The sequence below is a fragment of the Serratia sp. LSHTC3 genome, from assembly GCF_057197125.1.
Genome location: NZ_JBXUNP010000002.1, coordinates 529,569 through 552,965 on the forward strand (window position 1 = coordinate 529,569; position 23,397 = coordinate 552,965).

The following is a 23,397-nucleotide window of genomic DNA, read 5'->3' on the forward strand; positions in this document are numbered from 1 at the left end:
CGGTTTAATTGCCGGGGAAATTCGGCGCAAAGCTGTTATGCTTATTTGAAGTTACGCGGTCACTGAAGAGCTCAAGATGAAATATCAGCAACTGGAAAATCTGGAGAGCGGTTGGAAATGGAAGTACCTGGTGAAAAAGCATCGGGAAGGGGAACTCATTACCCGCTACATTGAAAACAGCGCTGCTCAGGAGGCGGTTAACGAGCTGCTGAAGCTGGAAAATGAGCCGGTAAAGGTACTTGCATGGATTGCCGCTCATATGAATCCGGAACTGGATAACCGGATGAAACAAACGATCCGCGCCCGCCGCAAACGTCATTTTAACGCAGAACATCAGCATACGCGTAAAAAATCTATCGATCTGGAGTTTTTGGTTTGGCAACGATTGGCTGCCCTGGCGCGCCGCCGTGGCGTTACGCTGTCGGAAACCGTCGTGCAGCTTATCGAAGACGCTGAACGCAAAGAAAAGTATGCGAACCAGATGTCGTCGTTGAAAGAAGACTTGAAGGCGATTCTTGGCAAAGATCCCAAGTAAGCGCGTGAGAACGCCCCTATGGCGCCAGGCATTGAATGTTCTGGCAACAAGAGGACGAAAAAAAACCCCGCATTGGCGGGGTTTTTTATTAGGCGAGTAAACTTAGCCCTGAGGCTGAGTTACAACGTCTTTGATACCTTTAACTTCGATCTCTACGCGACGATCTGGTGCCAGGCAAGCGATCTGAGCTTTGGTAGCGCGGCCAGATTTGTAGCCACAGGTGTTGCCTGTAACTGCATCTGCTTCACCCATACCACGTGCAGAGATTTTGTCTGACGGGATACCTTTGGAGACCAGGTAGTCAACAACGCTCTGTGCGCGTTGTTCAGACAGTTTCTGGTTGTACTGGTCAGAACCAACGGCGTCGGTGTAACCCAGAACAACTACGGAGCCGTCTTTAGGATCCATGGAGCTCAGCTGGGTGTACAGCTGATCCAGAGCCTGCTGCCCTTCTGCTTTCAGAGTAGATTTGTTGAAGTTGAACAGCACGTCAGACTTCAGAGTGAAACGCTTGGTTTCAACAACTGGAGCTGGAGCCGGAGCTGGTGCTGGAGCAACTACGTCATCCTGACCGAAGCGGTAAGAAACGCCCAGGCTCAGCATGGTGTTGTCTGGACGTGCGCCAACGGTACCTGCGTCACCGATGTTGCTTACGAACTGGTAATCCAGGCGGGTAGCCCAGTTTTTGGTCAGTGCGTATTCAACACCAACAGCAGCCAGCGGAGAAACGCCGGTGTCGTGGTCGCTCAGACGCTGACCAGTACGGCCGTAGTTAGCTTTGGAGTCTGCACGCCATACCATACCACCCAGACGAGTGTAGATGTCCAGATCGTCAGCAATTGGGTAGCTCAGTTTAGCGGCCAGTTGAACGCCCTGCGCTTTGAAAGCACCGTTGTTCACGCTGCCTTTGTAAGGCATGCGGCCGAGCCAGTCATAGCCCAGCTCGAAGCCCAGGTATTGGTTTGCCTGGTAGCCCAGGAACGCGCCGGCACCCAGCTGATCTTTGTGGGTTGGGCCGTTGCCGATACCGTTCTGGTAACCGTTACCGTAGAAACCAGTGTCGTGGTACTGGGACCAGCCCAGTTTAGCACCGGTGTACCAGGTGTTATCTTTTGGAGCGGCTTGCGCTACGGTAGCGAAACCTGCCAGTGCCACTGCTAATGCGATAGCTGTCTTTTTCATTTTGCGCCTCGTTATCATCCAAATAGGCAATGAGCTTTAAAGCTGTTTAAGCCCTTGGTTAAATTCCTTCGCCAAGGTTTAAGCCCTCGTTTGTTACTCGCCAGTTTTTCTGACGTTATAGAGCAACCTTGGCGATGTAAAGTCTACAACGTGGCGCGAAAGTTACAAGTGTGATGTGATAAGGCTCTAAAAAAAAACGCGGAATCGTACATATTTGCTAACATTCTTAGCCTAAAAAAGCGGCGATTCATCGAGCGTTTTTGCCTGCCAAACCGCAGCCGGACTCGCTTTTTGCCTTCCCCCACAAAGGTTCCGCTTAGGGGGTGCGAAAATGATGGGAAAAATCCTAAATTTACTTAATGATACAAAGAAGAGTGAATTTTTAGGGTAGAACAGTGTCCGTGAGTCGGGCTAATGTCACGTTGAGGGCGCATGATAAACCCATAGGCATTACCCAATTCTGCCGCACGTCTTAATTTTAGACGATCCTCCTCCGTTAGCTCGGGCAACCAGCCGAGAACCACGCTGTAATTTCCCGTTTGCAGCGCTTTTTCCATCGCCTCGACCGTATTCACCGGGCTGATCTGGCTCAGTTGCACCATTTTATCTACAGGCAGACCGGATTGCTGCAGCCATTGCTTGCTTAATTTTTGCTGCGGCGTCAGCCACAGAAGCCAGCGAGACTGCTTGCCCAATTGCAGCAGCAGGGGCAACAGTAATTGAGCCACTGCGGGCTGGCGCTCGTTGTAAACAAGTTCACTGATCAAGCCATTCTCTTTGCCGATATCCGTGTTCTTCGCAACATTGCGCGTTGTATAAGAGCCATGGCCGAAATGAGGTTGGTAGAGTGATTGAGTACGCATAAAGTTCCCGCCCGTCGTGTTACTGTATGTTTATACAGTATCCCTGATTTAGGATAAGATCAACCCAAATTTTCGTAGCGGCTCGCATAATTGCGATCATTTTTTGTACTGGCGGTTTTTGTGATTGGCAGGCGGGCGGATAGTGCGTATTTTTCTAATTAGTTGTTCACGTTACTTTTTTCATTGATGAGAGAAATAATACGGCCAGAACCTAAAAAGGAGGAACGCTATGAAAAGGATGTCGACGAGAAGGATCGCGCAGGCTAAAAATTGCTTTGCGGCGCTGGGCGCCATCACAACACGATCACAGTTTGGCGGCTATGGGCTGCTGGCTGAAGGGATAATGTTTGCGGTGGTAGCGGAAGGGGAATTGTACTTGCGGGCTACGGCGAGCATGGAACCGGCCTTTCGCGCCCGGGGCATGGTCAATATGGTCTATTCCAAGCGCGGTGTGCCCATCACCTTGCGCTATTACTGGGTTGACGAGTCGCTGTGGCGGGAACGCAACGAGCTGGTAGGGTTGGCCTGGCAGGCCATCAGGGAAGCGCGCCGAGAGCAGCGGCTCAAGGCCGGCGATCACGGCAGATTGAAGGCGTTGCCAAATATAGATGTCAACATGGAGCGCTTGCTATGGCGAGCGGGTATTCGCAATGCCTATGACCTGCGGCTGCATGGCGCCAAACGTAGCTATCTTCGCCTGCTGCAACAGCAGACCAATCTGGGGTTGCGCGTGCTGCTGTCGCTGGGCGGCGCGATAGCCGGCTATCATCAGGCGGCATTGCCGACCGAATTGCGCAACGAACTGGTGCGCTGGTTCGATCATACGATGGCTATGCGCCGCCATGGGCATGAGCCAGTAGTTCAGGGCCCATCGAGCGGGCCCTGAATAATTAGGTTGCCTTATTGATTTGGGTATGGAGTGCGGTGAGTTCCGGCAGCAGCTCGAGCATTAGCCCCACCTGCTGCAAAACCAACTGTTCTTTGCTTTCAGGTTCCGGAACGGCTGTGCGAATGCGCTCCGCCAGCTGTTCCAGCGCTTGCGCAATGCGCTGGCTGTTCCGTTCTTCTTGATGTAAGGCGCCGTCCACGTAACACACGGCATCATTGAGCAGATCGAGTGTGGCAGGGGTATTCAACCGCTCGCGGTGCGCCCCCAACGCCGAGATATAACTCAGGAGAGTGTGGTTCAGGCAGAGCAGACGGAAGGCGGCTTCTTGCAACGCCTTGTCGGCCTTGGGATCGGCGGACATGTTGGAGATGACCGAAGCCAGTTCAGCATCGCTGTTGTGGGCATCTCGCCGCGCGATGCGGTAAGCGAGCCCGTTATCCTTACCCTGATGATATTGCACCAGAATGGCGTCCAGATAGCGACAGTTGGCATTCAGCGTTTTATCCACTATCGCCGGCAGTTGGCGGAACTTCCAGTCCGGCCAGATAAAGCTGACCGCCGCCCAGGCGATGGCGCAACCCAACAAGGTATCGTAAACGCGCGGGGCTGCTACTTCGAAACCTTCACCCAACAGGTTAAAGCACAGCAACACAAGCAGCGTAATGAACATCGTTGCATGGGCATACTGCACGGTGCGAAAAGCGAAGAACAGGACACCGGTGATGACGATCAACACCAGTTGTCCTTCCACGGAAGGCACGAAATAGAGGATTGGCAGGCCGATCAGGATACCGGCCAGAGTGCCGATGATGCGCAGCGCCAGGCGCCGGCGGGTTGCGTTGTAGTTCGGTTGGCAGACGAACAGGCTGGTCAACAGGATCCAGTAACCGTGTTGCATGCCGGTGAACTGGATGAAGGCGTAACCCACGCACAGCACTACCGACATGCGGATCGCATGGCGGAACAGGGCCGACTGCGGCGTCAAATGGCGGCTGATGCGCAGTCGGATGTCGCTCCAGCCGGTTAAGCGATCGTCGGCCAGGCTGTTCTCTTCCGCCTGCCCGCTGGCCAGCGTCTGCTCTGACTCGATATTGGCCAGCTGCGCATCGATCGCATGCAGGTTTTTCAGCAGGTGCGCCAGCGCTTTGGTTTGCTCTGAATTGCCCTGGGTTTCGGTTATGCGTGCCAAGGCCTCCTGAATGCGGCTGAAGGCTGGCTCAAAACGCGGGTTGTGTTGGTATTTTTGCCGCAGCAGGATCGATTGTGCCAGCTGGCGGCAGGCGCGCGCCTGCATGCTCAGCAAACGCTGGAAGCGGAATAAAATATCGCTGTGACGGAATTGCCGGCTGAGCGCGTGGTACTGAACATGGGAAGAGCTGGCGCGTTCGTGGATATCCTGCGCGACAAAATAGTAGTGCAAGGTGCGGCGGGTGCCGCGTTGGCCGCGATCGCCTTTCAGGCGCGTCAGCAGCGAGGCTTTGGTCTGGTTCAGCAACGCGACCAACGCGCTGTTGGCCATCGCGACATCCATCCATGGCAGGTCGGCGTCGCGTTCGGCGTCGGGATCGAACAGGTTGGCCTTGGCATCCAGATAGTTGGCCAGCTGCTCGTAGCAGCGTGCCAGGTTCTCTTGCAGCGGCCGGATAGGGAACAGCAGGTGGCCCGCCAGCGTCAGCAGGTTATACCACAGCGCGCCGATCACCAGCAGCAGCGGTTGCTGATACCAGGCATCGTACATGGCGGTGCCGAGCATGGTGTAAACCGCGATCAGCAGCGCGCCGAAGGCGATGGTGGCGTAACGTTGCCCTAAGGCGCCCAGCAGGATAAAACCGCAGGTTGAGGTGGTTAAGCCAAGGGCGAACAACCAGGGATAGGGAAACAGCAGTTCGATTGAAGCGGAGGCGACAAAGAAGCACACCAACGTGATCAGCAGGTTGCGTAACCTGCCGGCCAGGCGGTCGTCCAAATCGGTCAGTGCCGCTGCCACCACGCCCAGCGTCAGCGGGATAGTCAGCTTGGGAATGCCCAGCCACCAGGGAACGGCGGTGGTGCCGATCAGCGCAATAAGAATGCGCAGGTGGTACAGCAGATTGCTGTTGTAGGTATAACGACGTACTGCGGGTGCAAAAGAGAGCACAAAAAACTCCTCAAACGGAGAAAAAATTAACGCTGATGATAGTGGCGGCGAGCATTCTCAATACGCGCTTGCTGAGCCATTTCTACCGAGACGACGCGGCGCCCCACCGGCCACAGCGCGATGGCGGCTATTTTGAAATTGGCGATACCGACCGGAATGCCGATGATTGAAACGCATTGCACGATACCGGCGGCGATGTGCGACAGGCACAGCCACCAGCCGAACAGCACCAGCCAGATAATGTTGAGCAGTGAGCCGCCGGCGGAGAGCAGCGCATTGCTTTTCTCCGGGTACAGTTCATCGACATGTATCGCCTCGTTGCCGAACGGCACCAGTGACAGCTTGGTGATTTCCCAGCAGGAGCGAGTGAGCGGCAGCGTGATGACCAGTAGCACGCTGAACACTGTCGCAATGAGCCAGCCTAGCGTGGTGAAGAAACCGCCCAACACAAAATTAAGAATATTCAGTACAGTACGCATAGACGTCATTCTGCTCTAATGATAGCCAAACCGCGATGCGGGCGTATTCACGATAAAAACGCAAAATCTATTCTACCCTTTTTTTAGCGCTAGAGTGCCACTGCTTATCGCAGGTAAACTGGCAGATATCCGTTATTTACTCTCAACATAGTCATGGCGCGACGATATGGAACTTAAAGCGACATCGCTGGGGAAACACCTGGCTCAGCACCCTTATAACCGCGTGCGGTTGCTGCACGCCGGCGTTGAGGTGAGCGGGGAAAAACATGAATACCTGATCCCCTTCAATCAACTGATTCAGGTCAGGTGCAAGCGCGGCATCGTCTGGGGCGAGCTGGAATTTGAATTGCCGGACGAAAAAGTGGTGCGGCTGCACGGTACCGAATGGCAGGAAACGCAGCGTTTTTATCACTATCTGCAGCAGGCGTGGCAGCACTGGAGCGCCGAAATGAGTGAGGTCAGCGCCGGCGTGCTGCAACAGCAGGTGGCGCAGATTCAGCGCATTGAGCAGCAAGATAAATGGTTCAAAAAGTCTGAGCTGGGCAAGCTGCAGCAGCAAATTCGTGAGGCTTTCTCCGCGCTGCCGATGCCGGTAGCGCGCCTGGATGAATTCGATAACTGCCGGGCCGATTACCATCTGTGTCTGCAATGGCTGCAGCAGGGGCAACGCAGCGTTGAACAACGCAACCGGCAGTGGACCGATCGCATGCTGGAGCAACATCACGACTTCTTCCAGACCGTCGAGAGCTCGCCGCTCAACGACGCCCAGAGCCGGGCGGTGGTCAATGGCGAGGATTCCGTGCTGGTGTTGGCCGGCGCCGGCAGCGGCAAAACGTCGGTGCTGGTGGCGCGCGCCGGCTGGCTGCTGCGCCGTCAGGAGGCGGAGCCGGGGCAAATCTTGCTGTTGGCGTTCGGCCGCCAGGCCGCCGGCGAGATGAACGACCGCATCAAAGAACGTTTGGGCGATGTCGGCATTCAGGCCAAGACCTTCCATGCCTTGGCGCTGCAAATCATTCAACAAGGCAGCCGCAAAGCGCCGGCCATCAGCAGGTTGGAAACCGATGCCAACGCGCGCAAAGCGCTGCTGATTACCCATTGGCGCCAACAGTGCGCGGAGAAGAAAGCCCAGGCCAAGGGGTGGCGTCAATGGTTGACCGAAGAGCTGGAATGGGAAGTGCCGGAAGGCGACTTCTGGCAAGATAAACGCCTCGCGGATCGCCTGGCGGGCCGGCTCGAGCGGTGGCTGGGGTTGATGCGCATGCACGGCGGCAGCCAGGCGGAAATGATTGAGCAGGCGGATGAAGACATCCGCGATCTGTTTTCAAAACGCATCCGGCTGATGGTGCCGCTGCTGAAAGCCTGGAAAAGCGCCTTGAAAGAGGAAGGGGCGGTGGACTTCTCCGGCCTGATCCATCAGGCAGTCAACATTCTCGACAAGGGGCGCTTCGTCAGCCCATGGAAACATATTCTGGTCGACGAATTTCAGGATATCTCACCGCAGCGTGCGTTATTGCTGGCGGCATTGCGCCGACAGAACAAGCAGACCTGCCTGTTTGCGGTGGGGGATGACTGGCAGGCGATTTATCGCTTCAGTGGCGCAGAGTTGACGTTAACCACGGCTTTTGCCACCCACTTCGGCGAAGGGGCGCAGTGCGCGCTGGACACGACTTATCGCTTCAACGAACGTATCGGCGAGGTGGCCAACCGGTTCGTGCAGCAGAATCCGCACCAGCTGAAAAAACCGCTCAACAGCCTGAGCAAGGGCAATAAAAAGTCGGTGGCGATCCTGCCGCACGAGCAGTTGGAACCCTTACTGGACAAGCTGAGCGGCTACGCCAAGCCGGATGAACGCATTCTGGTGCTGGCGCGTTACCATCATCTGAAACCGGAAGCGTTGGCGAAAGCGGCCACCCGCTGGCCTAAACTGAATCTGGAGTTTATGACCATCCATGCCAGCAAGGGGCAGCAGGCGGAATACGTCATCATTGCCGGTTTGCATGAGGGGCGTGACGGTTTCCCCGCCGTGGCGCGCGAGTCGGTGTTGGAAGAGGTGCTACTGCCGCGGCCGGAGGATTTCCCGGATGCCGAGGAACGCCGTCTGCTGTATGTCGCGTTAACTCGCGCTAAACATCAGGTATGGCTGTTGCAGGATCGTGAGCACCCTTCGGTATTCGTTGAACACCTGCAGGATCTTGGCGTACCGGTGCAGAAAAAACCGTAAGCTCGGGCCTGGCGGCAGCCAGGCCGTGAGGACTACTTCAGGCGGTCTTGCAGGTAGCGCTGATAGTCGGGGATAGCGATCTCCACCTCGCTTTTGAACAGCGGAGAGTCGATCAGAAAGTCTGCGGTCGAGCGGTTGGTGGCCACCGGAATATTCCATACGGTCGCCAGCCGTAGCAGCGCCTTCACGTCCGGATCGTGCGGCACCGCGTTCAACGGATCCCAGAAGAAGATCAGCATGTCTATCTTGCCTTCCGCAATCAGTGCGCCAACCTGCTGATCGCCGCCCATCGGCCCACTCAGCATGCTGGTGACGGGAATGCCGCTGGCGCGCTGTATCAGGTTGCCGGTCGTACCGGTGGCGTAAAGCTGATGCTGCGCCAGAATAGTCTTGTGGCTTTCTACCCACTCCAACAGGGCCTGTTTGCGGTGATCGTGCGCCACCAGCGCAATGTGTTTGCGCGCGGCGATAGTGCGGGTAGTCAATTCCATCTCGGTGTCCTTCGCTAATCAGGGGGATGTGCGACAGATTACTGAAACTGTTTTTCACTGCCTAGCGTTTGCGCTTGAAAATGCGAAGAAAAGGCGCCTTTGCGGGGAAAGACGCCGGGAGGGATCAGCGAATCGGTTGTTTATTGGCCCAGCGCAGGAAGCGCTTCTGTGTTTCCTTGTCGGCCTGTTGGAACCAGTATTGCAACATCTGTTCCGACACGTTTTCACCTTTCAACGTCACCGTCGGGGCATTCAGCGGTGCGCCGGCCAACGCGGGGGTTGAGGGATTGCCTGCGTTCGCCTGCACAAAGGTCGGAACGGAGGCTGGGCGGTTCTGGCGGTTGTAATCGGTCATCACCTTTTCCAAATCGGTATTGAAGGTGACGCTGTCGGGATGCAGCGCATCATGCCGGAATGGCAAGGCGTTGCCGTCTTTATCGACCACCAGATAATTTAACGTTCTGTCAAAGCGTTGCGCATCACGATCGTTCTCGATGCGCGGCAGTTCGATCGCCACTTGGCTGATCTTTTGCGTATTGAAGCTGGCAACCAGCGGCAGGGAGGTATAGGCCTGTGTATGCTGGCCGGAACGTACGGTTTTGGTCACTTTAAACAGCAACTGGTGCTGCCCGCCATCCAGTTCAAGGCTGTCGGCACCTTTTAACAACGAACCTGTCATTTTCTTGCCGTCGACCACCAGCAGGTCGATGTCCGGGGAGAGTTTCAGGGTCGTAGCCGCGGCAGGCATACTGATGCTGAGCAACGCCGCAACCACCAGACCAAATCTCATCATTATCTCCTTATAAAGTGACGTAGCTCTAAGTGTTGAACACGGCATAGGTTGTGTCAAAATTTTTCAATCGGGTATTTTGTTTACATTTTTACATATTTTATCGCGATTAGACACGACCGTGCGCAGCTGAACCGCGACAGCCTCTGACCATAAGATTGCGGTGAAGTTTCCTTCGCATTAGCGTTTAACCGAGCGAATGCCGATCGGTTACACTCGAAATGGAAAGTGACGCAGTGATAAACGGGAGTTGAAGATGCAAGATCAAGAGATTGTTGAGCTGTTGCAGCAGGTGAAAACCATCGCGCTGGTCGGCGCCAGCGATAACCCGTCGCGGCCCAGTTATGGTGTGATGGCATATCTGTTGGCACAAGGGTATCAGGTGATCCCGGTCAGCCCAAAACTGGCGGGGCAGACGCTGCTGGGGCAGCAGGTTTACCCTACGCTGGCCGCTATCCCACAGCCGGTGGATATGGTTGACGTGTTTCGCAATTCGGAGGCGGCTTACGGCGTGGCGCAAGAGGCGATAGCGATCGGCGCCAAGGCGCTGTGGTTGCAGATAGGGGTGATCAACGATCAGGCGGCAGCGCTGGCGCAACAGGCTGGGCTGCGCGTGGTGATGGATCGCTGCCCAAAAATAGAAATCCCGCGTTTAGGGCTGGAGCGCTAAATAAAAAAAGGGCCTGGCGCGATGCCGGGCCCTCTCGGGGTTTCTCAGGTCTTGGCGCGGTCAATTGCGCAAACGTGGCGCCTGTAACTGGTGACGGATGGATTCCGCCAGTTCATCCAGCGATGGTTGCTCGGGGTGCGCCTCCTGGGGCTCACCATCCAGCTGCGCTTCCGCCAGATAGGTGTGCACCGGTTGGCCTTCCTCGTCTTCCATCACCACGTGGTACCAAGGGGCGGAACGCAGTTCGTCGTTCGCCGCTATCTCGTCAGCTTTGGGTTGTTCTAAAGAGTATTCCGGGTCGATATCGATAACGACCCCCAAATACCCCAGCAGTTTATGCCTAACCTGTTGTCCGATACCGAATTTGCTGGCAATCATGATGACCTCCTGAGAAACAATGCCTTGCTCATATATGGGGGCAAGGCAGCGCATTTCAAGTTACATCACCCGACAAGCGAAGCCTTTCAGATACAGCCCCTCAGGATACGTGGCGATCACCGGGTGATCGGCAGCCTGGCGGAACTGCTCTATAAATTGTACATCACGTCCGGCATCTACAGCGGCATCGGCCAAAATTTTCTGGAACAGGTCGGTCGGCATCAGGCCGGAGCAGGAGAAGCTGAGCAGAATGCCGCCTGGATTCAGCAACTGCAGCGCCAGCATGTTGATGTCTTTGTAACCGCGGCAGGCGCTGGCCAGCTGATTCTTGTTCTCGACGAACTTAGGCGGATCCATGATGATCAGATCGAATTTTTCGCCTTGAGCGCGGTAGTTGCGCAGCAGCTGGAACACGTCATCGCGAACGAACTCCGCCTTGTTCAGATCAAGCTTGTTGAGTTCGACGTTCTGTTTGGCGATGTCCAGCGCCGCCTGCGAGGTATCCACGCTGATCACCTGCGCGCAGCCGCCCATCAGAGCGGAAACGGCGAAGGCGCCTGTGTAGGAGAAGCAGTTCAGCACTCGGCGGCCGGCAGAGTAGTTCCGCGCCGCCAGGCGGCTGTCGCGTTGGTCGAGGTAGAAACCGGTCTTGTGCCCTTGCTGAATGTCCACCAGCAGCTTCATGCCGTGCTCGGTAATAGGCAGGAGTTCCGGCGGCAGATCGCCCAGCACCGGACCCTGCGCCAGCGGCAGGCCTTCTTTTTTACGCACCGCAACGTCGGAGCGATCGTAAATCGAACATTCCGGGTAGCAATGCTGCAGGGCGGAAAGCAGGGCCGGGCGCTGGTATTCGGCACCGGCGGACAGCAGCTGCAGCACCAGGAAATTCTGGAAGCGATCGATAGTGATGCCCGGCAGGCCGTCGGACTCGCCGGCGATCAGGCGGTATCCGTCCAGACCGTCACGCTGCGCGACCCAGTCGCGCCAGCTTTGCGCTTGCTGCAGGCGGCGAATGAAGAAATCGATGTTAATCTCTTCATCCTGCTGGAAAGTCCAGACGCGTGCGCGGATCTGCGACTCGGGCGAATAGGCGCCGCGCGCCAGCCACTTGCCCTGGCTGTCGAGGATATCGATGGTTTCACCGGAGAGGGCTTTACCCTCAACGCGTTGAACGGCGCCGGAGAACACCCAAGGGTGGCGACGGAGTAAGGACTTTTCACGTCCTTTGGCGAGAAACAGGCGTACGGTCATAATTAATAATGCTGCCAGCTAGGATAGAAAGAGTGACACGGCGGTGCAAAGGCACGGCAATGCCATAATGAAAACTGAATTAAGGGGGCGATTATGACACAAGTTTGCATTGCTGCGTATGTGTATGGCGTGGTGCAGGGGGTAGGGTTCCGCTATTCCACTCAGCGGCAGGCTGAGGCGTTGGGGGTGACCGGCTATGCGCGCAATCTCGATGACGGCAGCGTTCAGGTGGTGGCCTGCGGCACACAGGCGCAGGTGGATAAGCTGGTGGAGTGGTTGAAACAGGGCGGCCCGCGCAGCGCACGCGTCGAACGCGTGCTAGTGGAACCGCAGGGGGTGGCCGATTACGCCGGGTTTGGCATTCGCTATTAAATGCTCGCCTGCAGCGGCGCTGCGGGCGGCGCGGTCAGATGCATTTCACCGGTTTCGGCAAGCCGGCGATTTTGGTGGCTTGTTTGGCCGGCCCTTTCGGGAACAGGCGATACAGATAGCGGCTGTTGCCTTTTTCTTCGCCGTATTTCTGCGCCATGGCTTTGACCAGCATGCGAATAGCCGGCGACGTATTGAATTCCTGATAGAAGTCGCGCACGAAGCGCACCACTTCCCAGTGTGCTTCGGTGAGCACGATCTCTTCCTGCGCGGCCAGCAGCGGCGCCAGGCCCTCATGCCAGTCGGCGCTGTTTTTCAAATAGCCCTGCGCGTCAGTGTCGATAACCTGACCTTCAAACTCCAACATACTGCCTCGATAACGGATAATTCGGAACGGCCGCCAGTTTAGCAAATTTTTTCGGCCGCAAAAAACAAAGCCCCGCCGGAGCGGGGCCTGGAAGACATGCGTAACGCGCGATCAGTTGCTGCGGGCGAAGCCCAGAATGCTCAACAGGCTGATGAACATGTTGTAGAGCGACACGTACAGGCTAACGGTGGCGCGAATGTAGTTGGTCTCGCCGCCGTGAATGATGTTGCTGGTTTCCCACAGGATCGCGCCGGCGGAGAACAGGATGAACAGCGCGCTGATAGCCAGGTGCAGAGCAGGGATCTGCAGGAACAGGTTGGCGATCACCGCCACCAGCAGCACCACAAAACCGGCCATCATCATGCCGGACAGGAACGACATGTCTTTACGAGTGGTCAGCACATACGCCGAGCAGCAGAAGAACACCGCGGCGGTGCCGCCCAGCGCCAGCATGATCAGATCGCCCGCGCCCGCGTTCAGGAACGAACTGAGGATCGGGCCGAGGGCGTATCCCATGAAACCGGTCAGCGCGAAAGCCGCCAGAATGCCCGCCGGGCTGTTGGCCAGTTTATGGGTCAGGAACATCAGGCCGTAGAAACCGACCAGCATCAGCAGCAAGCCTGGTGCAGGCAGACCCAACATTGTACTGGCGGTCGCGGTCAGGGCTGAGAAAGCCAGGGTCAGGGATAACAGGAAATAGGTGTTGCGCAGGACTTTATGCGTGCTGAGCAGCGAGTCGCGCGAAGAAGATGAGACGACAATGCGGTCCATAATGCTCTCTCTTATCAGGCCATCACAAAATAATCCCGATGATAGGCAGCGCAAGGGCTTGATTAAAGTTTGTTTACCAATCTTTACCCTTAGTTATCATTATGGCAACAGCGGGGTGGGTGTTCGTTTGATCGCCGTTTGCTTTGCCTGCGGCGATTTTTCGCGCGGTTGAACGCGTTCGGGCTTTACAAGCGAATAAGGTCTGTTTATAGTGCGCGTCGTTGCGGAGGGGTGGCCGAGTGGCTGAAGGCAACGGTCTTGAAAACCGTCGACGGGAAACCGTTCCAGAGTTCGAATCTCTGCTCCTCCGCCATACATTCTGACCCCGTGCTCTCTGAGCACGGGGTTTTTTGCTTTTGCGTGCGGATAAACCGGGGCGCTTTTGCAGGAAACGCGATCGGCTATTGATAAGGGCCATGCGTCGGTGAGATTATGCACCTATCAAGGCCGGCCGCTCGGCTGCCTGCTGTTGCCAGGCGTTACCGGTGCGACAAGCAACGCCGCCTTATCAATTTCGTTTAATGCTCTTATGGAGACAGAGATGAACTGGTATCAAGTCGCCTTATGGACCATGATCTTTTTGAAGTCCGGCGCTTTCCTGGTGTTCGTATGGTGGTGGATGTTCAAACGCGCGACCAAACCTTATGTCCGCCCGCAAGACGTCGTGGTGGACGATACGCCGTACGATGAGAACCTCACCATGGAAGAGGTGATGAAAAACCATGGCATCGTCCGCACGGATATGTCGGTAAAATAGTCTTCCCGCCTCCCCAACCGTTATCTGGGGCGTGTTTGCCAAGAGCGCGCCCCCTTGTGTTTCTTCGCTGTCTCTTTATGGCATTCTGCTTTCACGTTAACGGCATAACGTGACCGGGAAAAGCACGCCATGAACGATGTACGCATCCTGTCGCACTTTACGCATCGAAAAAACGCCGTTCTTAATGCCGAGAGAGATCATGGGGATTTCTTTGGTCAGCTCATCCGGCGCGTTATCGTCGGGGGCTTTGCTGATTTCTCGGTGGGTGGTCATGTAAAACCCGTGATCCAACCTCTTTATATCAAAGTTTATTTTTCTATCCAGGCTGTAGGTTTTTCCTCCCACGGTAATGTCCCCACGTTGAACGATCATGGCGCGATGCTCGTCATAGATGAATAAACTGCCCGTCACTTTTAGTTCCAGGTCATCGCCTGAAGCTAATCGTTTTTTTGTGATCGTATCGGCTTGGCAATTCATATGTACAGGTGCGTCGGGTGTGAAAACGCGAAGCAGGACAATGAAGAGAATCACTGCCAAAAATCCGATAATCAGTATTTTTGGGTTGCGCAATGCGGCCATTTATTTTCCATTGAGAATTTTGTAGGTAACACACTGGGTATATCGACCTTGCGAGCCGAGATAGCATACACCGAGGAAGGTGTTATAAATCAACGTATGTTTTTCGGAGGAAAAATAGATATCCGCCTTACTGGCTAGACAATCCACACCGCTGCCTTCTAATGCCTGGTTGACCATGCGCTTTTCCAGTTCGTCATCAATATGTTTATCTGCATCCAGAGAATATAAGGTGCAATTTTCTTTTTTTCCTAACGCAACTAAATTCTCCCGAGGTTGATCAGCAGGTTCGATAGGATAAAGCGTCGCTACGATCAACAGAGGAATAAATACGCAGCAGACAGTGGCAACAGCGCTAACCTTTACCTTTTTCTGCGGCGGCACCAGGTGTGGTTCGGCAACAGGTGCCAGGGGCGAAAGCGGCTCTGAAGCATAAGAAGGCGGCGTTTCGCTGACGGTTACCTGCGGTGGCGGATAAATTTCAATCATAGCGGTGAAACAAAACCCGACTTTCGCCAGGGTTTTTATTGGGGAGGTCTCTCTACCCAGAAGCTTGAATGCTTTCCTTATTTCACTGACGGCTACATTTAGACTGATCGATGAGCCTGAAAAACCATACTCTTCCCATACCTTTTTTATCAACATCTCACGTTTCAATGGGATATTGGGGTGAGTCAGCATTTCAATTAACAGGCGTGAAGCCGGGTTGGATATCCGTATCGATGACTCATCATTATCAATGAGTTGGAGACGACACGCGTTTGCGTCATAGATCACGCAGAGGTCGATAATATATTTCATGTATTCAGGTTTTTATAATGATATAGGCTTCCAGTTCGCGGCTAGTATTTAGTGAAACTTCGGGTAGGTCAAGGTTCTGGGCGGAAAACATAAATAATCAAGGACGTTTTTTTATTTTCTCGGCGAACGGAAAACGCAGTCCTTTGCCGTTTTTTATGTCATTTTTGGAGTTAAATTCTAAAAAAATTAGTTTTTACAGATTATAATAATTAAAATTTAGGTTAATAAAAATAATGTTCCTGTCGTTAATGATTTGATGCAGAATTATCTTAGTGTTTACGGCGCTTGTTTATGTGCCAATCGCTTATTGTTTGCTCCCGAACGGCAATGTGAGTTTTCCAAGGAAAAGACAGGTATTTAGTGCAAAGTATCGACGTTGTCTTTGGCCATGGATGGAGGAAGTATGCTCAGTATCGGTATCGTATCTGAAAACATTTTCTTCAGAGAGGCGATAAAAAGAATATTGATGCCAAGGATTTTTCATAAAGATCACGTTATTGCCTACTACGACGATCTGCCTTTGGCTATGGGGCGAAATTGCCACGATATTCTGATCGTCGATGATGCGGTAAAAAGCATGTTGCGTTTCAGTATGGCTGTCGCGTTATTGGCTGCTATTCATGGTGTAAAGATTTTTTTGACGACGGAAGAGAAGCGCCGTCTGTTATTTCGTTCTGTCTCGCATGATGTCGTCGTGCTCGATAAAAAAGGCAGTGTCCCCGGCATCAGTAAAGAGCTGTCTTTTCTGATGGATAATATCTCGCAGCGCCCTGCATTGAATGGAGGCGTTGCGAGTGGAGTGGGGCGCCATACGAAAAGTTGTCTGACGGAAAGTGAAGTGGAAACGCTCCATTTGCTTTCCTTCGGCTATACGGTGACTCAGGTTTCCAAGATTCTTGATAAAAGCGTAAAAACGGTCAGTACGCAGAAATGCAGTGCATTACGCAAAATGGGATTGAAGAATCGGGTGCACAACTTACTGGAAATCTCATCCGGTTTCTCGGAGGTTCCCTAGAGATTCGTTATTTTCATCGTTTTTATTGTCGGGTGATTAATAACGCTATTGCTTGATTTTATAAAAACAGGAATGTGTTCATCCTTTTGCCTCTGTATTACGGGGAGGGATTTCTTTATCCCGCCGGCAGCGGCTGATTTTTATTTATTCTCTTAAACCAAACTGTTATGGAGTTTTATCTCATGATGAAGAAGATGTTTTCTGTTGCAATCATGGCGGCTGCGGTCGCTGCGCCAACGGCTTTTGCTGAAGACAATTCCGCCGGTGGCATCATTAACTTTACCGGTGCCATTACCGACACCACCTGTACGATTAACGGCGGAAAAAGCGCGGATTTCACCGTTGCGCTGAGCCCGATCTCGGTGACCGACGCGGGTAACGCCGTTGGGCCAATCACCAAGAACAAGAAGTCCTTCTCGCTGACCTTCTCCGGCTGTTCGCCGGCGGCCGGCACTGCAGGCACCCCGCTGAAAATCTACTTCTCCTCCGCGGATAACATCTCCACCGACGGCAAATATTTGCTGAACAACTCGGTCAACGAGAACGACGCTTCCGTTGCGAAGAACGTGGGCTTCTCTCTGGCTGAAACCGGTTCTTCCACCCCGATCCAGCTGAACGTGCCTTATGTCACCGACATCATGGGCGATAAAGCGGCACCGGATTCAGAAACCCTGACGCTGGACGCGTACTACTACAAAACCAACGCTGAAGCGGCAAAAGTGGGCGCTCTGAGCTCCAACGTGACTTACACCATTTCTTACCTGTAATCGCGCTGAAAGCCAGGCCCTTGATGGGCCTGGCCACCCGGGGGAACGATGAAAAAATATATGATGATAGCGGCGCTGTTGCTCGGTTCCGTTGGCGCGCAGGCCAATGTGGTGGTTAACGGTACGCGGGTGATCTACCCGGCAAACAACAAGGATGTGATTGTCCAACTGCTGAATAACGGTGCCGATCCCTCACTGGTTCAGGCCTGGATCGACGACGGCGACATCAATTCCACCCCGGAAACCGCCAACGTACCGTTTTTGCTATCGCCACCGGTGGTGAAAGTGAACGGCAACAGCGGGCAGCAGCTGCGCATTCAGAAAGTCGGCGCCGCGTTGGCGGCGGATCGTGAATCGGTGTTCTATCTCAACGTGCTGGATATCCCGCCGACGCCGGAAAACCTGCAGGGTACCAATACGCTGCAGCTGGCGATCAAATCGCGCATCAAGCTGTTCTACCGCCCGCAGGCCTTAACCCGCGGCGTAGAAAACGCATTGGAAAAACTGACGCTGCAAGCCAATGGCAAGGGGTTCAACGTCATCAACAACAGCCCGTATTTCATCACGGTAGCGAATATCGGCCAGGGTGAGGACAAGCATCTGCTGGTTGATTCGCTGATGGTTGCGCCGTTTTCCACCCAGTTTGCTGCCAGCAAACGATCGGTCAGTAAAAACGCGCGTTATGACCTGATGTATATCGACGATCTGGGGGCTTACAAGTCTAAAGCCATCACCGCACACTAACCTGAAAGAACAACAATGAAGCTGAATAAAAAAGTCCTCTCGCTGCTGACCGCCTCTTCATTCTTGTTGCCGGATACGGCCTGGGCGGTGACGTTCGATACTTCGCTGTTGGCCGGCGAATCGCGCGATTCCGATCTTTCGCGTTTTTACCTCAACAATGACATGCCTGCCGGCCGGCAGGAGATCGATGTGTATGTCAATCATGACTGGAAAGGGCGCTACGCGCTGCTGTTTGGCACGCAACGCGACGATATTCAAATTACCTACCAGGATGCACAGCGGTTGGGCATCGATCTGAGTCAATTGCCGACACCTCAGGCGCCCCAGACGACGCTGTCGATCGCCTCGCTGGTACAGGGCGGGCGGTTCGATATGGACGTCGGCGCGCTGAGCCTGCGGTTGACGGTGCCGCAGGCGCGGGTCAACCGATCGGAAGCAGGGTACGTGGATCCGGCTTTCTGGAATCGTGGCATCTCCGCGTTGACGCTGGCTTACAACGCGACCTACTACCACGCCGAGGCGCGTGGCGAAGGCAATCGCAGCAATAATGACGATTTTTATACCGGGCTGGAGTCCGGGATCAATCTGGCCGGCTGGCAATTTCGCGACAGCAGCAGCTTTCGCCACGGCAGCGGGCGGGGGAGCCAGTGGCAAAACAACACGCGTTATCTTCAGCGCGGGTTCGCCGACATCAAATCCAACCTGACCGCCGGTGATTTTTATTCGCCGGGGGAGCTGTTTGACTCGGTACGCATTCGCGGGGTGGCGCTGGCGTCGGATATCAGCATGCGGCCCAACTCGCAGCAGGGTTTTTCACCGATTGTGCGTGGCGTGGCGCAATCCAACGCCCTGGTGAAAGTGGTGCAGAACGGCAACGTGATCTACCAGGAAAACGTGCCGCCGGGCGCCTTTACCCTCGACAGCATTCAGCCGACCGGTTCGGCGGGCGATCTGTGGGTGACGGTCAAAGAGGCTGACGGGCGCGAGCAGTCGTTCAGCGTGCCGTTTTCAGCCGTACCCAACATGTTGAAACAGGGTGTCAGCCAATACAGCGTACTGGCCGGCAAGGTAAACGAAAGCAATACCGATTACGAACCCGGCTTTGTACAGGGCACCCTGCAGTACGGTTTCAACAATCTGGTAACGGGTTATGCCGGCAGCATTTTGAGCGACGACTATCAGGCCTGGCTGCTCGGCAGCGGCTGGAACCTGCCGATAGGGGCGGTGTCCATTGATCTGACACATGCCGATACTCGCCTGAAAAACCGCCGTGAAAGCGGGCAGAGCTTCCGTATCGCCTACAGTAAATTTCTCGATGTCACCGCGACCAACTTCACGCTGGCTGCCTATCGCTATTCCACCCGCGGTTACTACAGCTTTACCGACGCCATTTACTCCAATGACGGCTATCGCCAGCTGGAGCGTCAGTTTGATCGCTGGCGTGACGAGGAGGGCGTGTCCGAACTGGATATGAACACCTGGGATGCGCTGCGTTCGGCTCGGCCGAAAAATACCTTTACGCTCAACCTGAACCAGCGTCTTAACGAAGGATGGGGCACGCTGTTCTTCTCCGGCTCCCAGCGTGATTACTGGACGGCCAATGCGAAAAGCCGCGAATACCAGCTGGGGTACTCCAACAATCTGGGGCGCGTCAGCTACTCCGTTTCCGCCAGCCGGGTGCGCAATAGCCAGCGTGAGGAAGAGACGCGCTATTACCTGTCGTTCAGCCTGCCGCTGTCGGTGTTCGATAACAACGCCTACCTCAGCACCGGCCTGTCTGCGACAGACTCCCACTATCAGCAAAGCACGGTCAGCCTGAGCGGCAATGCGCTGGAGTCCAACCGCCTGAGCTACTCGCTGAGCGGCAGCAATCGCAGCGGCGGTGACAATATGGCCAGCGTCAATGCGGCCTATCGCGCCCGCGCCTCGACGCTGGGCGTCTCCTACAGCGAAGGCAACGATTATCGTCAGAGCGGCCTCAGCGCGCGCGGCAGCCTGGTGGCGATCCCCTGGCATCTGCTGGCGTCGAACGAGATCGGCAACACCATGACGGTGGTCGAGGCGCCGCAGGCCGAAGGGCTGATGGTCAACGGCGACGAAAGCATCGTGACCAATGCGCAGGGTTTGGCGCTGGTGCCTTATGCCACGCCGTACCGGCAAAACTCGGTCACGCTATCGGATACCGGCCACAGCAGCGGGGCGGAAATCAGCGGCAACGTCGCCAACCATGTGCCTTACTACGGCGCGGTCAGCTACCTGAAATTCGAGACCGATCAACGTCGGCCATTCCAGCTGCGTGCGCAGCGCGCCGATGGTGCACCGCTGCCGTTCGGCGCCGAAGTGATGGATGAAAACGATCGGTCGGTAGGTTTTGTCGGCCAGGCCAGCGTGTTGTACCTGCGCGCCGAACAGCCGCCAACGGCGTTGACGGTGCAATTGCGCGACGGCAGTTGCCACATCGCCAAACCGAATCTGGCGCTGGATGCGTCGCCCGGCGTTTGCCGCTAATACAGGATAACCGAATCTATGATCAGGCTGATTTTTTTGCTGCTGCTGTCCGGGTTGTTCAGCGGCTATAGCTATGCTTCCTGCTATGGCAAGGGCATTGAGTACGCCCCTGCGCTATTTGTAGACCTTTCTGACAAACTGAGCGCCGCTAACCCGGTCTGGGAATACCAGACGTCTACCCAATATAGCGGGACTTTCCGATGTTCAGGCCGCAAATTCGAATTTTCCTATACGCCGGTGCTGTCACCGAAAGATAAATATGCCACCTATATCGGTTTCAATGATGGCAAGCAGTGGGTACGCGCTGAAATCACCAATGACATCAAGAATATTACGTTAAGAGGGGCGGGAAGCCATTCGGCCAGCGAACTGAATACAATGATGACGGTGCGATTTTCGCTGGTGCAAAAACCCAAAGACGGGTTGTTGGTCAATGGCGATAGCTATCCGTTTGAAGACGTGCTGTTCGTCAGTGATATGAGCGGTATGTCATTGGGAGAGATCCTTGGCTGGCCGTTAAAAATGTTGAGCAAACTCCTGTCGTGGATCGCGAGCGGTTTTCGAAAATGGCCTTATGACGACCGTGATATGTACGGTCAACCGATGACGGTGAGGTACGCGCCGAAAACCACCACCTGTCATTTCGACAATGCCGGCCTGACGGTCAGGTTGCCCAAAATGGGCGTGGCGCAGGTGCTGAATAACAATCAACCCGGCTACACGCCGTTCTCGCTGAACATCAGCTGCCAGAACATGCAGCAGGAAGGCATCGCGGATCGCGCCGTTGAGATGTTCCTGTCCAGCAATAACCTGCTGGCCTCTGACGCCAGCGTGTTGACCAATGCCAATGCGGGCGGTGCGCAAGGGGTGGGGCTGCGCCTGGTCAAGCGCGACATGCCGAGCTCGCCGGTGGTATTGTCACCTTCCAACGTCGATCGCGGCAGCGCCACCTCACTGTTTCACGTCGCCGCCGGCGGCAGCCTGAACAGTCATTTCATCATCGGCATGGGCGCTTATTATTACCCTTATCAGCGCGATGGCGTGACGCAGGGGGAACTCAACACCTCGGCCACGTTGAACATCATCTATCCCTGAGAGGTTCGGGAGAACCGGTGCGCAACCTGTTTCGTTCACCGGTGTTCCGTCGGGTGTTCGAAAATATGTGCGCCGGCGCCCTGTTGGCCCAAAATATCGTTTGGGTTGCGCAGCGGGCAGTCGGCGAGCGACAGGCAGCCGCAGCCGATGCAGCTGTCGAGATGGTCGCGCAGCATGGTCAGTCTTTGAATGCGCTCATCCAGCGTTTTGCGCCAGGCGGAGGACAACACGCCCCATTGCTCCGAGGTCAGCTTGCTGCCGGCGGGAAAGCGGCCCAGCGTGGCGCGGATCTCCTCCAGCGGAATGCCCGCGCTTTGCGCGATCTTGATCACCGCGATGTAGCGCAACACCACCGGCGTGTAGCGGCGCTGGTTACCGGCGTTGCGCGTCGCCTGAATCAACCCCTTGCTCTCGTAAAAGTGCAACGCGGATACCGCCACGCCGCTGCGCTTCGCCACTTCCCCAACGGTCAATAGCCGATAGGTGTTAATCGGTTCATTTCTTGCCATTCCACGTTCCTCGGCTTGACCTCAAGTTAACCTGAGGTTTTATAGTGCAGCCAGCCGGGCTTGGCAACCGGCATCTTTCGTCACTTGCCTGCGCTGCGTCGGGGGAAGGGTGGCTTTGGCTGTAAAATCAGGAAGAAACCGTTACATGATGAAACGATACCTCATTATTGCCGCGCTGCTGGCGGCGCTCGCCGTCGCTGCGGTAGCGATGCGATCCACCGCGCGGCAAAGCGAAGGCGCGCCGGCCTATCCGCCGGTGAAAGTGGCGCTGGCGCCCGCACTGCGTGAACAGGCGGCGCGCAGTTACGCCGGCGTAGGCGAGCTGGAGGCGGCCAGCCAGGTGGAAGTGGCGGCAGAGACCAGCGGCCGCATCACGCGCATCCTGTTCGAATCCGGCCAAACGGTACGGCAGGGGCAACTGCTGGTGCAGCTCAACGATGCGGTCGAGCAGGCTGAGCTGGTGCGCCTGCAGGCGCAGCTGCGCAATGCCGATCTGCTGCTGGCGCGCATGCGCAAGCTGATGAACCTCAACGCCACCGCGCGGCAGCAGTTGGACGATGCGCTGGCCGAACGGGATATGGCGTTCGGGGCGGTGCAGGAAACGCAGGCCAAAATCGCGCAAAAGGCGATCCGCGCGCCGTTCTCCGGCGTCATCGGCATTCGTCGCGTACATGAAGGGCAATACCTCAACGCCGCCGAGGCGGTGGCCAACCTGGTGGATGCCGATACGCTGCGCGTCAATTTCTCGCTGGACGAACAAAGCAGCGCCGGACTGGCGTTGGGGCAGGCGGTGTCGGTGCAGGTCGGCGCCTATCCCGAGCGCGCTTTCCCCGCCGCTATTACCGCTATCGACCCGATGATCGGCAAATCCCGCACCGTGCAGGTGCAGGCGACGTTGACTAACCGCCAGGGATTGCTGAAGGCCGGCATGTACGCCGGCATTCGCGTCACGCAGCAACAGCGCGTGGCGGTGCTGACGGTGCCGGAAACGGCGCTGACCTATACGGCGTACGGCGATACCGTGTTCGTCGCGCAACAGGGTGAAAAGGGCATGACGGTCAAGCGCGTCTCGGTCACCGTGGGCGAACGCAATGACGGGCGCGTCGAGATCGTCAGTGGCCTGCAGGAAGGCGAGCGGGTGGTGACCTCGGGCCAGCTCAAGCTGAGCGACGGCATGGCGGCCGAGCCGGTGGCGCAGGATGCTCTGAACGCCGCCCAGGCCGGTTCCTGAG

25 protein-coding genes and 1 tRNA gene are annotated in these 23,397 nt (G+C 55.7%); 13 read left to right on the plus strand and 13 right to left on the minus strand.

Translation table 11 applies throughout. The features are described 5' to 3' along the window. Positions 1–76 precede the first annotated feature (76 nt). The gene (gene matP / locus AC2CGI_RS09665; RefSeq protein WP_004928138.1) at positions 77–535 is read left to right on the plus strand and encodes a macrodomain Ter protein MatP; all 459 of its coding nucleotides are present in this window, start codon (positions 77–79) and stop codon (positions 533–535) included. A gap of 102 nt (positions 536–637) precedes the next feature. Here matP and ompA read toward each other — a convergent pair whose 3' ends face one another. Together ompA and sulA are read right to left on the minus strand one after the other, a co-directional pair. Next, the gene (ompA, locus tag AC2CGI_RS09670; RefSeq protein ID WP_015377358.1) at positions 638–1,717 is read right to left on the minus strand and encodes a porin OmpA; all 1,080 of its coding nucleotides are present in this window, start codon (positions 1,715–1,717) and stop codon (positions 638–640) included. Positions 1,718–2,073: 356 nt separating this feature from the next. Beyond that, positions 2,074–2,580, minus strand: a complete 507-nt coding sequence (gene sulA / locus AC2CGI_RS09675; RefSeq protein ID WP_015377359.1) for an SOS-induced cell division inhibitor SulA — start codon at positions 2,578–2,580, stop codon at positions 2,074–2,076. Between the two features lie 229 nt (positions 2,581–2,809). Here sulA and AC2CGI_RS09680 point away from each other — a divergent pair, with 229 nt between their 5' ends. Next, complete coding sequence (locus tag AC2CGI_RS09680; RefSeq protein WP_049239718.1) at positions 2,810–3,466, plus strand: TfoX/Sxy family DNA transformation protein; 657 nt, start codon at positions 2,810–2,812, stop codon at positions 3,464–3,466. A gap of 4 nt (positions 3,467–3,470) precedes the next feature. Here the strand turns inward: AC2CGI_RS09680 and yccS are convergent, their stop codons facing one another. Both yccS and AC2CGI_RS09690 read right to left on the minus strand, forming a co-directional pair. Then, positions 3,471–5,606: a YccS family putative transporter gene (yccS, locus tag AC2CGI_RS09685; RefSeq protein ID WP_015377361.1), complete on the minus strand. Its 2,136-nt coding sequence runs from the start codon at positions 5,604–5,606 to the stop codon at positions 3,471–3,473. 26 nt (positions 5,607–5,632) lie between these two features. After that, on the minus strand, positions 5,633–6,085 hold the full coding sequence (locus AC2CGI_RS09690; protein WP_004928120.1) for a YccF domain-containing protein: 453 nt from the start codon (positions 6,083–6,085) through the stop codon (positions 5,633–5,635). A gap of 166 nt (positions 6,086–6,251) precedes the next feature. On the opposite strand from AC2CGI_RS09690, the gene helD reads away from it, so the two are divergent. Continuing rightward, complete coding sequence (gene helD, locus AC2CGI_RS09695) at positions 6,252–8,306, plus strand: DNA helicase IV (protein ID WP_130054961.1); 2,055 nt, start codon at positions 6,252–6,254, stop codon at positions 8,304–8,306. A gap of 32 nt (positions 8,307–8,338) precedes the next feature. Here helD and AC2CGI_RS09700 read toward each other — a convergent pair whose 3' ends face one another. Both AC2CGI_RS09700 and AC2CGI_RS09705 read right to left on the minus strand, forming a co-directional pair. Continuing rightward, a complete protein-coding gene (locus AC2CGI_RS09700) occupies positions 8,339–8,797 on the minus strand; it encodes a methylglyoxal synthase (RefSeq protein WP_015377363.1) in 459 nt (152 codons plus the stop codon). Positions 8,798–8,921: 124 nt separating this feature from the next. Beyond that, positions 8,922–9,587, minus strand: a complete 666-nt coding sequence (locus AC2CGI_RS09705) for a DUF2057 family protein (RefSeq protein WP_076740361.1) — start codon at positions 9,585–9,587, stop codon at positions 8,922–8,924. 256 nt (positions 9,588–9,843) lie between these two features. On the opposite strand from AC2CGI_RS09705, the gene AC2CGI_RS09710 reads away from it, so the two are divergent. Then, a complete protein-coding gene (locus AC2CGI_RS09710; RefSeq protein WP_015377364.1) occupies positions 9,844–10,257 on the plus strand; it encodes a CoA-binding protein in 414 nt (137 codons plus the stop codon). Between the two features lie 60 nt (positions 10,258–10,317). On the opposite strand, the gene hspQ is transcribed toward AC2CGI_RS09710, so the two are convergent. Both hspQ and rlmI read right to left on the minus strand, forming a co-directional pair. Next, positions 10,318–10,635: a heat shock protein HspQ gene (gene hspQ, locus AC2CGI_RS09715; protein ID WP_004928104.1), complete on the minus strand. Its 318-nt coding sequence runs from the start codon at positions 10,633–10,635 to the stop codon at positions 10,318–10,320. 60 nt (positions 10,636–10,695) lie between these two features. Beyond that, positions 10,696–11,886, minus strand: a complete 1,191-nt coding sequence (gene rlmI, locus AC2CGI_RS09720) for a 23S rRNA (cytosine(1962)-C(5))-methyltransferase RlmI (RefSeq protein WP_031300125.1) — start codon at positions 11,884–11,886, stop codon at positions 10,696–10,698. Between the two features lie 93 nt (positions 11,887–11,979). Between rlmI and yccX the strand changes: the two genes are divergently transcribed. Then, positions 11,980–12,258: an acylphosphatase gene (gene yccX, locus AC2CGI_RS09725; RefSeq protein WP_004928098.1), complete on the plus strand. Its 279-nt coding sequence runs from the start codon at positions 11,980–11,982 to the stop codon at positions 12,256–12,258. A gap of 34 nt (positions 12,259–12,292) precedes the next feature. On the opposite strand, the gene tusE is transcribed toward yccX, so the two are convergent. Continuing rightward, complete coding sequence (gene tusE / locus AC2CGI_RS09730; protein ID WP_004928095.1) at positions 12,293–12,622, minus strand: sulfurtransferase TusE; 330 nt, start codon at positions 12,620–12,622, stop codon at positions 12,293–12,295. Positions 12,623–12,733: 111 nt separating this feature from the next. Beyond that, positions 12,734–13,393, minus strand: coding sequence for an FtsH protease modulator YccA (gene yccA, locus AC2CGI_RS09735; protein ID WP_004928091.1), 660 nt, complete (start codon positions 13,391–13,393; stop codon positions 12,734–12,736). A 225-nt stretch (positions 13,394–13,618) separates the two neighbouring features. Here yccA and AC2CGI_RS09740 point away from each other — a divergent pair. Both AC2CGI_RS09740 and AC2CGI_RS09745 read left to right on the plus strand, forming a co-directional pair. Then, a tRNA-Ser gene (locus AC2CGI_RS09740) sits at positions 13,619–13,706 on the plus strand. A 228-nt stretch (positions 13,707–13,934) separates the two neighbouring features. After that, positions 13,935–14,150 (plus strand): hypothetical protein, encoded by a 216-nt coding sequence (locus AC2CGI_RS09745; protein WP_016928277.1) that lies wholly within the window; start codon positions 13,935–13,937, stop codon positions 14,148–14,150. A 96-nt stretch (positions 14,151–14,246) separates the two neighbouring features. On the opposite strand, the gene AC2CGI_RS09750 is transcribed toward AC2CGI_RS09745, so the two are convergent. Both AC2CGI_RS09750 and AC2CGI_RS09755 read right to left on the minus strand, forming a co-directional pair. Then, on the minus strand, positions 14,247–14,729 hold the full coding sequence (locus tag AC2CGI_RS09750) for a hypothetical protein (RefSeq protein WP_015377367.1): 483 nt from the start codon (positions 14,727–14,729) through the stop codon (positions 14,247–14,249). Then, positions 14,730–15,527 (minus strand): winged helix-turn-helix domain-containing protein, encoded by a 798-nt coding sequence (locus tag AC2CGI_RS09755; RefSeq protein WP_021504879.1) that lies wholly within the window; start codon positions 15,525–15,527, stop codon positions 14,730–14,732. Between the two features lie 403 nt (positions 15,528–15,930). Here AC2CGI_RS09755 and AC2CGI_RS09760 point away from each other — a divergent pair, with 403 nt between their 5' ends. The 5 genes from AC2CGI_RS09760 (at position 15,931) to AC2CGI_RS09780 (ending at position 21,656) form a co-directional block, all read left to right on the plus strand. Continuing rightward, the gene (locus AC2CGI_RS09760) at positions 15,931–16,542 is read left to right on the plus strand and encodes a response regulator transcription factor (RefSeq protein WP_015377369.1); all 612 of its coding nucleotides are present in this window, start codon (positions 15,931–15,933) and stop codon (positions 16,540–16,542) included. Positions 16,543–16,724: 182 nt separating this feature from the next. After that, entirely contained in the window at positions 16,725–17,309 is a 585-nt protein-coding gene (locus AC2CGI_RS09765) for a fimbrial protein (protein WP_015377370.1), read from the plus strand. A 48-nt stretch (positions 17,310–17,357) separates the two neighbouring features. Next, the gene (locus AC2CGI_RS09770; RefSeq protein WP_015377371.1) at positions 17,358–18,053 is read left to right on the plus strand and encodes a fimbrial biogenesis chaperone; all 696 of its coding nucleotides are present in this window, start codon (positions 17,358–17,360) and stop codon (positions 18,051–18,053) included. 15 nt (positions 18,054–18,068) lie between these two features. Beyond that, complete coding sequence (locus AC2CGI_RS09775; RefSeq protein WP_076740360.1) at positions 18,069–20,561, plus strand: fimbria/pilus outer membrane usher protein; 2,493 nt, start codon at positions 18,069–18,071, stop codon at positions 20,559–20,561. Positions 20,562–20,579: 18 nt separating this feature from the next. Continuing rightward, positions 20,580–21,656 carry a fimbrial protein gene (locus AC2CGI_RS09780; protein WP_015377373.1) on the plus strand — a complete coding sequence of 359 codons (1,077 nt, stop codon included), beginning with the start codon at positions 20,580–20,582 and terminating at the stop codon, positions 21,654–21,656. Between the two features lie 35 nt (positions 21,657–21,691). Here AC2CGI_RS09780 and soxR read toward each other — a convergent pair whose 3' ends face one another. Continuing rightward, positions 21,692–22,165 (minus strand): redox-sensitive transcriptional activator SoxR, encoded by a 474-nt coding sequence (gene soxR, locus AC2CGI_RS09785; RefSeq protein ID WP_021504876.1) that lies wholly within the window; start codon positions 22,163–22,165, stop codon positions 21,692–21,694. 145 nt (positions 22,166–22,310) lie between these two features. Here soxR and AC2CGI_RS09790 point away from each other — a divergent pair, with 145 nt between their 5' ends. After that, positions 22,311–23,396, plus strand: coding sequence for an efflux RND transporter periplasmic adaptor subunit (locus tag AC2CGI_RS09790; protein ID WP_021504875.1), 1,086 nt, complete (start codon positions 22,311–22,313; stop codon positions 23,394–23,396). Position 23,397: the final 1 nt, after the last annotated feature.